This window comes from Streptomyces sp. 6N223 (assembly GCF_052246635.1).
Lineage (GTDB): Bacteria > Actinomycetota > Actinomycetes > Streptomycetales > Streptomycetaceae > Streptomyces.
The window spans coordinates 1-14,580 of sequence record NZ_JBQQCA010000054.1; the positions used below are offsets into that span (position 1 = coordinate 1).

The window sequence follows — 14,580 nt, forward strand, 5'->3', positions numbered from 1 at the left end:
GGGTAGGAGGTCGCCGGGGGCTCCGCCCCCGGACCCCCGATTGCCGCCCACACCCGGCACCCCACCCGGGGCTGAGCGCCGTCGTCAACTACCCCACCCCCGGGAGGGGTTGAGGTAGGGGGGGGTGGGCGGGGGAAAACAGGGGCCGGGGGCGGAGCCCCGAGGGGCGGGCGGGTGGACGGATCAGATCGAGCGCAGGGCGAGGACCACGTTGTGGCCGCCGAAGCCGAAGGAGTTGTTGATGGCGGCGATCGTGCCGGACGGCAGCGCGCGCGCCTCGTCGCGGACGACGTCCGCGTCCACCTCCGGGTCCAGCTCGTCCACGTTGATCGTCGGCGGAGCCAGCCTGTGGTGCAGCGCCAGAACCGTGGCCACCGTCTCCACGCCGCCCGCGCCGCCCAGCAGGTGGCCCGTCATCGACTTCGTCGCCGAGAGCGCCACGTGGTCCAGGTCGTCCCCCAGCACCCGGCGCAGCGCCCGGATCTCCGCCAGGTCGCCCTGCTCCGTCGACGTGGCGTGCGCGTTGACGTGCGCGATCTGCTCCGGCTTGAGGTCGGTCTGCTCCAGCAGGTGCCGCAGCGCCGCCGCGATGCCGCGGCCGCTGGGCTCCGGCTGGGCCATGTGGTGGGCGTCCGCGGACAGACCCTGACCCAGCATCTCGCAGTACACGCGGGCGCCGCGCGCCGCCGCGTGCTCCGCCGACTCCAGCACCACCACGCCCGCGCCCTCGCCGAGCACGAAGCCGTCGCGCGCCACGTCGTAGGGCCGCGAGACCTTGGTCGGGTCGCCGCTGTTCTTCGACAGCGCCATCATGTTGGAGAACGCCGCGATCTGCAGCGGGTGGATCGCCGCCTCGGTGCCGCCCGCCACGACGACGTCGGCGCGGCCGTTGCGGATCATCTCGGTGGCGTACCCGACCGCCTCCGCGCCCGAGGCGCAGGCGCTGACGGGCGTGTGCGCCCCCGCCTGCGCGCCGACCTCGATGCAGACGTTGGCCGCCGGGCTGTTGGGCATCAGCATCGTCACCGCGTGCGGCGACACCTTGCGCCAGCCCTTCTCCCTCAGGATGTCCCACTGGTTCAGCAGGGTGGTCACGCCCCCGATGCCGGAGGCGATGACCGCGCCGACCCGCGTCGGCTCAGCGGCCGGGTCCTCGCCGGCCCTCGCCGTGAACCCGGCGTCCGCCCACGCCTCGCGCGTCGCGATCAGCGCGAGCGCCGCCGAGCGGTCGAGCTTGCGCAGGTGCGGGCGGGGGATGACCTCGGAGGGGTCCACCGCCACCTCGGCGGCGATCTGCACCGGCATCCCGGCCGCCCACTCGTGCTTCATGGTGGCGACGCCGGACCGGCCGGCCACCAGGCCCTCCCACGTCGTCGCGCTGTCGCCACCCAGCGGTGTGGTTGCGCCGATACCGGTGACGACCACCGTTCGATTGGGCGTGTTCACGGGAACTTCCTGACTCCGCTACTCGGGGGTTGGTTGGATCGTGCCACCCGCGTGGGCGGCGACATACGCGCGTCGGCGGTAGGAGGGGAGGAGACTGCGGGGAGGACTCAGCTGTCCTGGTGGGTGAGGATGTACCCCACGGCGTCCCCGACCGTCTTCAGCCCCTTGACGTCGTCGTCCGGGATCTTCACCCCGAAGCGCTCCTCGGCGGCGACGACCACCTCGACCATGGACAGCGAGTCCACGTCCAGGTCGTCGGTGAAGGACTTCTCCTCCGTGACCTCCTCCTCGGGGATACCGGCGATCTCGTTGACGATCTCCGCCAGTCCCGCGACGATCTCTGACTTGTCGGCGGCCATTGCGGCGCTCCTTCGGTGTGCTCGGGATCTTGCTGGGGCTTACTAGCCTTGCTAGGGCTTGCTAGGGGAGAGTAACGACCGTCGCGGCGTACACGAGGCCCGCCCCGAAGCCGATGACGAGGGCGGTGTCCCCGCTCTTCGCCTGCCCGGTCGCCAGCATCCGCTCCATGGCGAGCGGAATGGAGGCGGCCGAGGTGTTGCCGGTCGTCTCCACGTCGCGGGCGACCGCGACGTGCTCCGGCAGCTTGAGGGTCTTCACCATCGAGTCGATGATCCGCAGGTTGGCCTGGTGCGGGATGAAGACGTCCAGTTGCTCGGCGGTGATCCCGGCCGCGTCCAGCGCCTGCTGCGCGACCTTCGCGATCTCGAACACCGCCCAGCGGAAGACCGTCTGGCCCTCCTGGCGCAGCGCCGGGAACTTCTGACCGGGTTCGTACCGGTCCCAGGGTACGGTCTGGGAGATGGTGTCCGACTTGTCGCCCTCCGATCCCCAGATCGTGGGGCCGATGCCGGGCTCCTCCGAAGGGCCGAGCACCACCGCGCCCGCCCCGTCGCCGAAGAGGAACGCCGTGGAGCGGTCGGTGAGATCGGTCAGGTCCGACAGCCGCTCGACGCCGACGATCAGCACGTGCCGCGCGCTGCCGTCGACGATCAGGCCCCTGCCGATCGTCAGCCCGTAGCCGAAGCCGGCGCAGGCGGCGGAGATGTCGAACGCCGCGGGCGAGCCCGCGCCCAGCCGGTGGGCTATCTCGGTGGCGACGGCGGGCGTCTGCTTGAAGTGCGAGACCGTCGAGATGATGACGGCGTCGACCCGCTCGGCGTCGAGGCCCGCGTCGGCCAGCGCCTTGCCGGAGGCGGCCAGCGACATCTCGGTCACCGTCTCCTCCGGGCTCGCCCAGTTGCGCGTGACGATGCCGGAGCGGGACCGGATCCACTCGTCCGAGGAGTCGATGTGCTTGAGGATCTCCTCGTTCGGCACCTCACGGGTCGGCCGGTAGCCGCCGACGCCGAGGATCCGGGCGTAGGGCGCGCCCCTGCTGACCTTGAGTGTCGCGGACATGCTCTCCCTGTTCCTTAGCCTCGGGTCGGTCGTGCTGCTCGTCGTCGTGTGCGCGGTCTACGCGGGATCTGAGGGATGTGCGGGTTCTGTGGCCGCGTACTCGGCGACGAGCTCGCGGGCCGCCGCCAGGCTATCCGGCGTCTTCAGGGGCAGCCGGCGCTGCTTGGGCACCTCGGGAATGGTGCGACGGGCCAGGCCGGTGAGCGTGCCGCCCGGGCACAGCTCGACCAGGCCGGTCACGCCCAGCCGCTGGAACGTCTGCTGGCACAGGTCCCAGCGGACGGGGCTGGAGACCTGCCGCACCAGCCGCCGCACGATGTCCGCGCCGTCCTCGACGGGCTCCCCGTCGGCGTTCGACACGTAGCGGATAGCCGGGTCGGCGGGCTTGACGCCGCCCACGGCCTCGGCCATCGCCGCCACCGCCGGCGCCATGTGCTCGGTGTGGAACGCCCCCGCCACGGTCAGCGCGCGGACCTTGGCACCGCCGGGCGGGTTCTCGGCCAGCTCGGCGAGCGCCGCCCGGGCGCCCGCGGCGACGATCTGGCCGCCGCCGTTGTTGTTGGCGGCGATCAGGTCCAGCTTCGCCAGGTGGTCGGCGACCTCCTGCGGGTCGCCGCCGAGCACCGCCGACATGCCCGTGTCGGAGACCGCCGCCGCCTCGGCCATCGCCAGACCGCGCCGCCGGACCAGGGCCATCGCCTCGTCCTCGGACATCACCCCGGCGATGGCGGCGGCCGCCAGCTCGCCCACGCTGTGACCGGCGATCACGCCGACCGCCGAGCGGGGGAGGGGGTCGGCGCCGTCGGCGCCGTCGAAGAGGGCGGCGGCGGACAGCAGCGAGCCGGCCACGAGCAGCGGCTGCGCCACGGCGGTGTCACGGATCTCCTCGGCGTCGGCCTCGGTGCCGAAGTGGATGAGGTCGAGCCCGATCAGCTCCGACCAGGCGCGCAGCCTGTCGGCGGCGCCCGGGAGATCGAGCCACGGAAGCAGGAAGCCAGGCGCCTGGGAGCCCTGGCCGGGAGCGACGAGTACCAGCACCCTCACACTCTCTCCCGGGGGGCGGGGTTTCCGCCCGTGGCGGCGGGGACGAAGAACCTCCGGGGGATTTGTGGTCCTCGAACAAATACTGGGCCGTACTAGTGCCTGGTCACTGCCGCCGGGCGGTCTCCGCGAGGCGGCCCAGCATCAGCGCGATGCGCAGCGTGAAGGCCGATCGTACATCGGAGGGTGGCCATCCGGTGACGTCTGTCACACGCCGGAGGCGGTAGCGAACGGTGTTGGGGTGGACGAACAACATCCTGGCCGCCCCCTCCAGGCTGCTCGCCTGTTCCAGGTAGACGCTGAGCGTCTCCAGCAGCGCCGACCCCGCCTCCTGGAGCGGTGTGTAGACCTCCTCCACCAACAGGCGGCGCGCCACCGGGTCACCCGCCATCGCGCGCTCCGGCAGCAGGTCGTCGGCATGCACCGGCCGCGGCGCGTCCGGCCAGGCGGCCACCGCCCGCAGCCCGGCCGCCGCCGCCTGCGCCGAGTGCGTCGCCGCCAGCAGGTCCCCGACCACGGGCCCGGCCACCACCGGCCCGGCGGCGAACGGCCCCAGCAGCGCCTTCGCCGCCTGCACCGGGTCGTCGCTGCCGCCCGCCACCACCACCAGGCGCTTGCCGAGCACGCCCGTGAGCACCTGCAGCTTGGCGTACCGGGCGGCGCGGCGGATCGCCTCCACCGTCAGCTCGCTCTCCCCGCTGGGCGCGCTGCCCAGCACCACCGTCACGTGGTCGGGCGCCTTCCAGCCGAGCGCGGCGGCGCGCGAGATGTCCGACTCGTCGGCCTCGCCCGAGACGACGGCGTTGACCACCAGCGACTCCAGGCGCGCGTCCCAGGCGCCGCGCGCCTCGGCGGCCTGGGCGTAGACCTGGGCGGTGGCGAAGGCGATCTCGCGGGCGTAGACGAGGATGGCGTTGCGCAGCGCCCGCTCGCCGCCGGGGGCGGCCAGCTCGTCGATGGCGGACTCCACGACCTCGATCGTGGTGCGCACCATCTCCACGGTCTGCCGCAGCGTGATGGCGCGCGTCAGCTCGCGCGGGGCCGTGCCGAAGACGTCGGTGCTGATGGCCTGCGGGGCGTCCGGGTGGCGGAACCACTCGGTGAACGCCGCGATGCCGGCCTGGGCGACCAGGCCGATCCAGGAGCGGTTCTCCGGCGGCATCGCCCGATACCACGGCAGCTGCTGATCCATGCGCGCGATCGCGGCGGCGGCCAGCTTGCCCGAGGCCCGCTCGAGGCGGCGCACGGTCGCGGCATGCGCCTGCTCATCCACGGAGGACCGGGCGCGGCCGCCGGCCCTGCCACCGGCCTGATCATCGGGCTTGTCGTCGGCCTGCGCGTCGCCGCCGGAGATTTCGGAGTCATCGGACACGAGGACCAGCCTGCCTCATTCCGCGGCGAGTCATGCCCGGCGGGGTGCCCCTGGCACGACGAGACCGGACTCGTACGCCGTCACCACCGCCTGCGCCCGGTCGCGCAGGCCCAGCTTGCGCAGCACCCGGCTGACGTGCGTCTTGACCGTCTCCTCGCCCACGACGAGGCGCGCGGCGATCTCGGCGTTCGACAGCCCCTCGGCCAGCAGCCGCAGCACCTCGGTCTCGCGCGGCGTGAGCGCGTCGAGCGGCGTGGCCGCCCCGGCCGGGCGGCGGCGGAGCCGGGTGAACTCGCCGATGAGCCGCCGGGTCACGCTCGGCGCCAGCAGCGCCTCGCCGGCCGCGACCACCCGCACCGCGTCGAAGAGGCGCTCCGCCGTCACGTCCTTCAGCAGGAAGCCGCTGGCCCCGGCGGCGAGGGCGTCGTACACGTACTCGTCGAGGTCGAAGGTGGTCAGGATCAGGATCCGGACGGGCGCGCCTCCGCCGCCCCCGCCGCCGTCCCCGCCCCCGCCCTCGCCTCCGGCCTCGGCGGATGCCACGATCCGGCGGGTCGCCTCGATGCCGTCGACCTCGGGCATGCGCACGTCCATCAGCACGAGGTCAGGCCGCCGTTCGCGGCAGAGCCGGACGGCCTCCGCGCCGTCCGCGGCGGTGCCCACCACCGTCAGGTCCGGCTGCGTGTCCAGCAGCGCGGCGAACCCGGCGCGCACCACCTCCTGGTCGTCGGCGACGACCAGGCGCACCGGCGGACGCGGGCTCACGCCGTGGCCTCCGGCGCGGCACCGGCCGCGGCCGCCGCTTCGGCCGTGGGAAGCGTGGCCGTGACGAGGAAGCCGCCGACGGGCGCCGGGCCCGTCCACAGCTCGCCGCCCACGCTCGCGGCGCGCTCGCGCATCCCGAGCAGGCCATGCCCGTCGCCGCCCGCCGGACCCCGCGGCCCGGGCCCGTTGTCGCGGACGCGCACGCGCAGCGCGTCGGCGGCGTACTCCAGCTCCACGTCGACCGCCGATCCGGGGGCGTGCCTGCGGGCGTTGGTCAGCGCCTCCTGCACGATGCGGTACGCCGCCAGCTCGACGCCGGGGTCCAGCGGCCCCACGCGGCCGCGGACGAGGAGGCGGGCGTGGCCGCCGGTGGCGTCGCGCGTCTCGTCGATCAACGCCAGCAGCTGCCGCAGGCCGGGCTGCGGCCGGCGGGTCGGCTCGGCGCCGGCGTCCTCGCGCAGCACGCCGAGCAGCCGCCGCATCTCGGTGAGCGCGGACCTGGCGGTGTCGCCGATGGCGAGCAGGCGCGCGGCGCCGGCCGGCGGCATGCCGGGTGTGGCCAGGCGCGCGGCCTCCGCCTGCACGGAGATCATCGACAGGTGGTGGGCGACGACGTCATGCAACTCGCGGGCGATGCGGGCGCGTTCGCCGCGGGCGGTGAGCTCCAGGAGGGAGCGCTCGATGTCCTGGCGGGACGCGTCGCGGGCGGCGGCGCTCGCGCGCAAGCGGCGCCCGTGGCGCCGCACGAGCAGCCAGGAGATCACGAGCAGGGCCACGAGGCCCGCGGCGCTCGGGCCGCCGTAGACGGCGCCGAGCAGGCAGTTCGCCACGGCGACCGCGGCGGCGGGGGCGATGTCCCCCGCCCACCCACTCCTTACGGGGCGGGTGACGACGGCGCCGGCCCTCACCCACCCCCGGCTGGGGCTCCGGGGTGTGGGCGGCCGGCGGTCCGGGGGCGGAGCCCACGGTCGTGAGACCGCCGCGAGCGGCAGGGTCGCGCACGCGCTCAGCAGGAAGGCGACCGGCAGGTCCGCGCCGGAGGCGTCCACGCGCAGCGCCGTCTCGACGACGGAGACCAGCGCGAGCACCGCGCCCCCGAAGCGCGGGTTCCAGGGGGCGGAGCCCCACGGCCTCGGCTGTCTCATGCGCACCATTCTCCCGGCGCCGCCGCGACCATCGCGTCCCCCGCGCGAGGGACGCCGGGGACGCGAAGACCGCTCCACCGCGTGACGCCCCGCCCGCCGCCGGATTCCTAGGCTCACGGCCATGGAAGCGACCATCGAAGTCCGCGGGCTGCGCAAGCGCTACGGCCCCACCCTCGCCGTGGACGACCTGTCGTTCACCGTCGTCCCCGGGCAGGTGACCGGCTTCGTGGGGCCCAACGGCTCGGGCAAGTCCACCACGCTGCGCATGATCCTCGGCCTCGTCCGGCCCGACGGCGGCGCCGCGCTGCTCGGCGGGCGGCCCTACCACGAGCTGCGCACCCCCCTGTGCCACGTCGGCGCCATGCTCGACGCCGGCGTCATCCACCCGGCCCGGCGCGCCCGCGACCACCTGCTGTGGATCGCGCACGCCGGCGGCCTGCCCGCGCGGCGGGCGGACGAGGTGATCGAGCTGACCGGCCTGGCGAGCGTGGCCCGGCGGCCGGTCGGCGGCTTCTCCCTCGGCATGCGTCAACGCCTGGGCATCGCCGCCGCCCTCATGGGCGATCCGCCGATGCTGATGTTCGACGAGCCCGTCAACGGCCTGGACCCGGAGGGCGTCCGGTGGATACGCGGGCTGCTGCGCGCGCGGGCCGACGAGGGCCGCGCCGTCCTGGTCTCCAGCCACCTGATGAGCGAGCTGGAGGACAGCGCCGACCACCTCGTCGTCATCGGCAAGGGCCGGCTCGTGGCCGACGCCCCGGTGGCCGAGCTGATCGCCGCCGCCTCCCGCAACCGGCTGCGGCTGCGCACCGCCCGGCGTTCCGAGGCCATGACCGTCCTCGCGGGCGCGGGCGCCACCGTCGCCGTCACCGGCCACGAGACGGTCGTCGTGAGCGACCTGCCCGCCGAACGGGTGGCCGCCCTGCTGTCCGAGCACGGCCTGCCGGTCGGCGAACTGGCCGCCCACCGCGCGTCGCTGGAGGAGGCGTACATGGACCTGACCGGCGACGCCGTGGAGTTCCGGGCCGCGCGGGAGGACCGATGAGCGCGCCGGCCCCGTACCGCAGCACCGTCCCCGCCGGGGGCGACCACTTCGGGCGCCTGCTGCTGTCGGAGTGGACCAAGCTCCGGACGGTTCCCCGATGGGTGATCGCGCTGGCCGCCTCGGCCGTACTGACGGTGGCGGTCGCCCTGCTCGCGGCCGCCGGCACGGTCCGGGAGACCAGCCACGCGCCGGGCACCGAGGGCGGCGCGCCGCCCCCCGCGGCCACGGACGGCGTCCAGGACCTGGGCCGCTTCGAGCACCACACGCTGTCGGGCGACGGCAGCCTCGTCGCCCGGGTGACGGAGCAGGAGGACAGCCACGACTGGGCCAAGGCGGGCCTGATGCTCCGCGAGTCCACCGAGCCCGGCTCCTGGTACGCGGCGGTCATGCTCACCCCCGGCCACGGCGTACGCCTCCAGTCGGACTTCGCCGACGTGGCGGGCGGCGACGGCCCGGCCGCCGCGCCGCGCTGGCTGAAGCTGACGCGCTCCGGCGATTCCGTCACGGCGTACGAGTCGGCCGACGGCGCCGCCTGGAACCGCGTCGGCACGGTCGAGCGCGAGGGGCTGCCGGCGGACGTCGAGATCGGCCTCTTCGTGGCCTCGCCCGACGCCGTCGAGGTCGAGCGGCAGTTCGGCGGCGAGATCGTCAACGGCAACACCACCACCGGCCGGGCCGCCTTCGACGGCGTACGGCTGACCCCCGGGCCCTGGCCGGGCGCGGCGACACCCACGCTGACCGGGTCCGGCGACATCGGGCCCTACGGGTTCGGCGAGGACCCCACCCGCAGCACGCTGAACGCCGTGCTGGTCGGGCTGATGGCGATCGTCCCGCTCGCCGTGCTGTTCGTCACCGCCGAGTACAGGTGGGGCGCGATCCACACCACCCTGGCCGTCACGCCACGGCGGGGCCGGGTGCTGGCGGCCAAGGCGATCGTGATCGGCGCGGCCTGCCTCGCCGCCGGGGCCGTGGCCGGCTTCGGCGCCTTCCTGCTCTCCGCGCCGGTGCTGCGCTCCAACGGCGTCCCCACGGCGTCGCTGGCCGACGGTCCGGTGCTGCGCGCGGTCGCGGGCACGGCGGCGCTGGTGGCCGTCGTCGCCGTCCTCAGCCTGGGCGTCGCCAGCATCCTGCGCCGCAGCGCGGCCGCGGTCGCCGTCGTGCTGCTGCTCCTGCTGGTGCCGCGGATCCTCGGCACCGGCCTGCCGCTGTCGGCTGCCCAGTGGCTCGAACGCCTCACCCCGGCCGCCGGCTTCGCGATCCAGCAGACCGTGCCGCGTTACGACACCGCGATCGGCCCGTGGGCGGGCTTCGGCGTGCTGTGCTGCTACGCCGCCGCCGCGCTCGCGCTCGCGCTGTGGCTGCTGAGGCGGCGGGACGCATGACGCCGACGCGCCCCGCGCTGCTGGCGGCGCACGCCGAGTGGACCAAGCTGCGCACCCTGCCCGCCACGGCGTGGCTGCTGCTCGCCGTCGCCGCCGGCACCGCGCTGGCGGGCGCGGCGGCCACCGCCGCCGTCGACACCTCCCACTGCCCCTCGCCGGCCGAGTGCTTCGAGGACACCACCCGGCTCGGCCTCTCCGGCGTCCGGCTCGGGCAGATCCCCGTCGTCGTGCTCGCCTGCACCGCCATCACCGGCGAGTACGGCACCGGGACGATCCAGCCCACCCTCGCCGCCAGCCCCCGGCGGCACCCGGTGCTGGCCGCCAAGGCGGCGGTCCTGGCCGCGCTGGTGCTGGTGTCGGGGACGATCGGCGTGCTCGGCTCGCTGGCCGCCGGGCGGCTCCTGCTGCCCGGCAACGGCTTCACCGCCGCCAACGGCTACCCGCCGCTGTCCCTCGCGGACGGGCCGACGCTGCGCGCGGCCGTCGGCACCGTGCTCTACCTCGTCCTCGTCGCCCTCCTCACCCTCGGCGTCGGCACGGCGGTCCGCGACACCGCCGCCGCGCTCACCGGCGTTCTCGCCCTGCTGCTGGTCGCCCCAGCCCTCGTGCAGCTCGTCGGCGACCCGCGCTGGCAGGAGCGGCTGGAGGCGCTGACGCCCATGACGGCGGGGCTGTCCGTCCAGGCCACCACGCGGCTGGCGGAGCTGCCCATCGGCCCCTGGCCCGGCCTCGGCGTGCTCGCCGCCTACGCCGCCGCGGCGCTGCTGCTGGGCGGGCTGGCGTTCGCCGTCCGCGACATCTGAACGGTCCGAAAGTCATCCGAAAGTCATGCCAGACATCTGAAGGAGAGAGATGACCTCCCGACGTCACCTTCTCGCCGCCGCGCTCGGGGCGGCGGCCACCGCCGCCTGCGGCAGCAGCGAGCACGATCGCGCGGGCAACGACGACGAGCGCCGGAACGAACGGCGGAACGAGCGCCGGATCGAGCGGTACCTCGACGCGCACTGGCCGCAGGGCGCGGGCGGCACCGTCGTCGCCGCCCGCGAGGGCGAGGCCGAGCCCGCGGCCTGCGAGGGCCGGGGCCTCGCCGACCGCGAGGCCGGCATCGCGGCGGCGTGCGACACCGTCTACGACATCGGCTCCGTCACCAAGTCCTTCACCGCCGCCGCCATCGTGCGGCTGGAGATGACCGGCCGCCTCGACTACGCCGACCCCCTCGCCGCCCACCTCCCCCCGGCGGCGGACGTCCCGGACGACAAGCGCGGCATCACCCTCCACCACCTGCTCACCCACACCTCCGGCCTCCCCGAGGGCCTCGGCGACGACTACGACCCGCTGACGCGCGACGCGATGGTGGCCGCCGCCATGGACGCCGAGCTGCGCTCCGAGCCGGGGGCGGCGTTCCGCTACTCCAACACCGGCTACAGCCTGCTCGCCGCCGTCGTCGAGACCGCCTCCGGCATGGGCTACGAGGAGTACCTGGTGGAGGAGCTGTTCACCCCCGCCGGGATGGCCGACACCGGATACACGCTCCCGGAGTGGGAGGAGGAGCGCGTCGCCGTGGAGTACGACCGGCGGGGAAGGCCGCAGGGCAGGCCGTACGAACACCCCTGGGCCGAGGACGGGCCGTACTGGAACCTGCGGGGCAACGGCGGACTGCTGACCACCGCGCGCGACATGCACCGCTGGTACCGCGCCCTGGCGGGCGAGGAGATCCTCGACCGGCGCGCCAAGGAGCTGATGTTCACCCCGCACGTCCCCGAGCCCGGGGGCGAAGGCAAGGTCTCCTACGGCTACGGCTGGGACGTCTTCGCCCCCGGCGCCCTCCCGGGCGACGTCGGCACGGTCCTCACGCACAACGGGGGCAATGACTGGTCCTACGCCCGCAACGCCTTCTTCCCGGACCTCGGCGTGATGGTGTTCTGGGTCAGCAACCACGCCTACCGCGACGGCCGGTGGAACATCGACGAGCACGACCGCGCCCTCACCCTCGGCCTCGCCGAGCTGCTCGCGGGCCGGACCGGTTAGCGTGGACCCATGCTCCAGGTGTGGCGCGACCGCGAACGGTACCGGGGCGGCGATCCCGCCGCCGGGATCGACACCTGGCACGCCTTCTCCTTCTCCGGCTTCTACGACCCGGACAACGTCCGCTTCGGGCCGCTGACCGCCTGCAACGAGGAGCTCCTGGCCCCCGGCGCGGGCTTCCCCAGCCACCCCCACCGCGACCTGGAGATCGTCACCTGGGTGATCGAGGGCGAGCTGACCCACGAGCACGCCGGCGGCGGCCCGGCCACCGTCGTCTGGCCCGGCGACGTGCAGCGGCTGACGGCGGGCTCCGGCGTACGCCACGCCGAGCGCAACGCCGGGAGCGCGCCGGTGCGCTTCCTCCAGATGTGGCTGATCCCGGCCGAGCCGGGCGGCGAGCCGGAGTACGAGGTGGTGCGCGGTATCGCCGACGGCACGCCGTACGCCCTGCCGCGCACCCACGCGGTGCTGCACGTGCGGCGCCTGGCCGGCGGGGAGCGCGCGGCGCTGCCGGCCGCGCCCTGGGTGTACCTGCACGTGGTGCGGGGCGCGGCAGAGCTGGGCGGCGACCGGCTGGCGGCGGGCGACGCGGCCCGCACCACGGACGCGGACGGGATGGTGGTGCGGGCCGACGGCGCGGCCGAGCTGCTGCTGTGGGAGCTGCACACCGAGCCCGTGTACGTGTGACCGCTGTGAACCCGTGATCACACGAGTACCTACGCTGCGACTGCGGGTGCGACTGCGACTGCCTGGTCGTGGCGGTGGACGGCGAGGTCGTCGCGCGGCGGTCGGCCTACTCCTCCAGGAGCCGGGCGCCGTACCGCGCGAACAGCTCGCGCATCGCCTCGGAGCCGCGGTCCCCGGCCGAGTGAATGGCCTGGATCAGGGCCCACGTACGGGCGCCCATCACCAGCACATACCGGGCCGGTTCCGGGCGGGGGTTGTAGTAGGTGTGCGGCGTACCGCCCGGCACGACGACGGCACCGCCCGCCGAGACCTCCACCTCTTCCTCCCCCACCCGCACCCGCAGCGCGCCGTCGAGCACGTACCACGCCTCGTCCTCTTCGTGGAGGTGCAGCGGCGCCTGATAGACGGGCGGCTCGCCGTTGGTGGCACCCTCGGCGGTCCACTCGGCCAGCACCAGGCCGGAGTCGCTCGGGGCGAGAACGCCGTCGGCCAGGCGGGTCATGGCGACCTGTGGGGCTGTCATGTCCGTATCTTCCAGGACGCCGGCCTCAAGGGCCAGTGCCAGGGGGCACGGCGTACGCGTGCGGCCAGCCACGCCGCACGATGAGCGGCCCAGGTGCTCGTGACGGCTGTTGGCCGGGAATCGGCGTCCGGGCTGTGCCCTCCAGCCATACGATGCGGCTGACTCGTGCGAGCCGCCGCCACTCACGCACTCCGCGATCCAAGGGGAGACATGAGACATCTGCGAAGACACCGAAAGTCGTTAAGCGCGCTGGGAGCCGTGGCCCTCGCGGGCGCCGGGGCCGGAATGGTCCTGTGGCCGGCCCCGGCGGCCGCCCAGACCGGCGCGACAGCCCACGTCGACGAGGTCCTGACCACCATTCACTACCTGGCGGGCGCCGGGGAATCGAACGACGTGGTCATCTCTCAGGGCGCGAGCGCCCACGAGTACCTCATCGACGACGTGGTGCCCATCGACGTCGGCGTGGGCTGCGTGCACCCCGACGAGGCCGACCCCACCCGGGTGGCATGCACGCGCACGAATCCGGATATCCACTACAGCGCGCTGCGGGCCCAGCTGGGCGACCTGGCTGACCAGGTCGAGGTGACGGCCGGCGGCCAGGTCCACGTTGACGGCCAAGCCGGCGACGACGTGATGACCGCCAGCGGGGATCACGGTCTCTGGGGTGGGAACGGGCACGACACCATCAGCGGGGCGTACAGCATGCGCGGCGACGGGGGGCGTGACGTGCTCATCGGCACGGACGCCACCGAGTGGATCTTCGGCGGCTGGGGCCCCGACACGATCCTCGGCCAGGGCGGCGACGACCACCTGGGCGGCAACCGGGGCAAGGACGAGATCCACGGCGGGGACGGAAGGGACAATCTCTGGGGCGACAACGACGACGACGTGCTCTACGGCGAAGCCGGCGACGACGAGCTCCGCGGGTTCAGCGGGGAGGACATCCTCTACGGCGGCGACGGCAACGACGCGCTGTACGGCGGCAAACACACCGACCAGCTCGACGGCGGCCCCGGGAACGACGAGGAATACCAGGACTGAGCGGGCTGCGCTGTGCGCCGCGGCCGAAGGCCCGAAGAGCAGGGACACGACACCTCCTCGCCCGGCAGACGATCGGCCGGGCGGGGAGGCCCGGTCCTCAGCGGAACTCGATCGAGACCGAGACGATCGCGCACTTCGGCGCGTACTCGCAGCCGACGCCCGAGCGCACCGCGACGTCGGGCGCGGGGGTCTTCCACTCGCCGTAGACCGTGGTCAGGCCGGCGATGCCGCCGCTCTGCGCGACCACGCGGAACTCGAAGTCGCCCGCGCCCGCCGGGCATTCGGCGTACGCGGAAGTGCTGCTTGTCGTTCCGGTCGTGCAGTCGGCCGGGTCGGCGGCGGCCGGGGTGGCCAGCACGGCGCCCGACGCCGCGACCAGCGACGTCGCTCCGGCCAGTACGGCGGCTCTGACGGTGCGTCTCATGCGTTTCTCTCCTCGCTCGGTCTGCGGGTCCTGTCCCGCGCCGTCATCGTGCGGGGGCCGGTGGCGGGGCGGAAGCGCAAGCGCGGCGCGTGGCCGGAAATCGCCGTCGGAGGGATATCGAATGCGCCGCTTCGACTCGGCGACCGGGTCGGCTGACCGGATCAGGCCCGCCTCGCGCAGCGTGCGGAAGGGGTGGGTGAGGGAGAACTCGGAGGGCCCAGCGGGCCCCGGCCACGTCCGACGGCGAACGCGAACGCCGCGCGGC

Annotated in this window: 15 protein-coding genes; 6 read left to right on the forward strand and 9 right to left on the reverse strand. The window is 74.5% G+C overall.

All coding sequences use genetic code 11. From position 1 onward, the window contains the following. Positions 1–183: 183 nt before the first annotated feature. The 7 genes from ACTWQH_RS26320 to ACTWQH_RS26350 form a co-directional block, all read right to left on the reverse strand. On the reverse strand, positions 184–1,446 hold the full coding sequence (locus ACTWQH_RS26320) for a beta-ketoacyl-[acyl-carrier-protein] synthase family protein (protein WP_443289240.1): 1,263 nt from the start codon (positions 1,444–1,446) through the stop codon (positions 184–186). 107 nt (positions 1,447–1,553) lie between these two features. Beyond that, complete coding sequence (locus tag ACTWQH_RS26325; RefSeq protein ID WP_443289241.1) at positions 1,554–1,805, reverse strand: acyl carrier protein; 252 nt, start codon at positions 1,803–1,805, stop codon at positions 1,554–1,556. A gap of 61 nt (positions 1,806–1,866) precedes the next feature. Beyond that, on the reverse strand, positions 1,867–2,865 hold the full coding sequence (locus ACTWQH_RS26330) for a ketoacyl-ACP synthase III (protein ID WP_443289242.1): 999 nt from the start codon (positions 2,863–2,865) through the stop codon (positions 1,867–1,869). 57 nt (positions 2,866–2,922) lie between these two features. Further along, positions 2,923–3,903 carry an ACP S-malonyltransferase gene (locus tag ACTWQH_RS26335; RefSeq protein ID WP_443289243.1) on the reverse strand — a complete coding sequence of 327 codons (981 nt, stop codon included), beginning with the start codon at positions 3,901–3,903 and terminating at the stop codon, positions 2,923–2,925. 109 nt (positions 3,904–4,012) lie between these two features. After that, the gene (locus ACTWQH_RS26340; RefSeq protein ID WP_443289288.1) at positions 4,013–5,179 is read right to left on the reverse strand and encodes a PucR family transcriptional regulator; all 1,167 of its coding nucleotides are present in this window, start codon (positions 5,177–5,179) and stop codon (positions 4,013–4,015) included. 129 nt (positions 5,180–5,308) lie between these two features. Continuing rightward, positions 5,309–6,043, reverse strand: coding sequence for a response regulator (locus tag ACTWQH_RS26345; protein WP_443289244.1), 735 nt, complete (start codon positions 6,041–6,043; stop codon positions 5,309–5,311). Continuing rightward, a complete protein-coding gene (locus tag ACTWQH_RS26350; protein ID WP_443289245.1) occupies positions 6,040–7,188 on the reverse strand; it encodes a sensor histidine kinase in 1,149 nt (382 codons plus the stop codon). Before ACTWQH_RS26350 ends, ACTWQH_RS26345 begins: the two co-directional genes overlap by 4 nt. Before the next feature lie 121 nt (positions 7,189–7,309). Between ACTWQH_RS26350 and ACTWQH_RS26355 the strand changes: the two genes are divergently transcribed. Genes ACTWQH_RS26355 through ACTWQH_RS26375 form a run of 5 tightly spaced genes read left to right on the forward strand, consistent with a single transcriptional unit; the run spans position 7,310 to position 12,327 of the window. Then, positions 7,310–8,233 carry an ABC transporter ATP-binding protein gene (locus tag ACTWQH_RS26355; RefSeq protein ID WP_443289246.1) on the forward strand — a complete coding sequence of 308 codons (924 nt, stop codon included), beginning with the start codon at positions 7,310–7,312 and terminating at the stop codon, positions 8,231–8,233. Further along, positions 8,230–9,615, forward strand: coding sequence for an ABC transporter permease subunit (locus ACTWQH_RS26360; protein WP_443289247.1), 1,386 nt, complete (start codon positions 8,230–8,232; stop codon positions 9,613–9,615). Before ACTWQH_RS26355 ends, ACTWQH_RS26360 begins: the two co-directional genes overlap by 4 nt. Beyond that, positions 9,612–10,418: an ABC transporter permease subunit gene (locus ACTWQH_RS26365; protein ID WP_443289248.1), complete on the forward strand. Its 807-nt coding sequence runs from the start codon at positions 9,612–9,614 to the stop codon at positions 10,416–10,418. The genes ACTWQH_RS26360 and ACTWQH_RS26365 overlap by 4 nt, the downstream gene beginning before the upstream one ends. Before the next feature lie 49 nt (positions 10,419–10,467). After that, a complete protein-coding gene (locus ACTWQH_RS26370; RefSeq protein ID WP_443289249.1) occupies positions 10,468–11,643 on the forward strand; it encodes a serine hydrolase domain-containing protein in 1,176 nt (391 codons plus the stop codon). Between the two features lie 9 nt (positions 11,644–11,652). Next, positions 11,653–12,327, forward strand: a complete 675-nt coding sequence (locus ACTWQH_RS26375; protein ID WP_443289250.1) for a pirin family protein — start codon at positions 11,653–11,655, stop codon at positions 12,325–12,327. A gap of 106 nt (positions 12,328–12,433) precedes the next feature. Here ACTWQH_RS26375 and ACTWQH_RS26380 read toward each other — a convergent pair whose 3' ends face one another. Continuing rightward, the gene (locus ACTWQH_RS26380) at positions 12,434–12,850 is read right to left on the reverse strand and encodes a cupin domain-containing protein (RefSeq protein WP_443289251.1); all 417 of its coding nucleotides are present in this window, start codon (positions 12,848–12,850) and stop codon (positions 12,434–12,436) included. Between the two features lie 258 nt (positions 12,851–13,108). On the opposite strand from ACTWQH_RS26380, the gene ACTWQH_RS26385 reads away from it, so the two are divergent. Next, positions 13,109–13,891, forward strand: a complete 783-nt coding sequence (locus ACTWQH_RS26385) for a calcium-binding protein (RefSeq protein ID WP_443289252.1) — start codon at positions 13,109–13,111, stop codon at positions 13,889–13,891. 97 nt (positions 13,892–13,988) lie between these two features. On the opposite strand, the gene ACTWQH_RS26390 is transcribed toward ACTWQH_RS26385, so the two are convergent. Continuing rightward, on the reverse strand, positions 13,989–14,315 hold the full coding sequence (locus ACTWQH_RS26390; protein ID WP_443289253.1) for a hypothetical protein: 327 nt from the start codon (positions 14,313–14,315) through the stop codon (positions 13,989–13,991). Between the last annotated feature and the right edge of the window lie 265 nt (positions 14,316–14,580).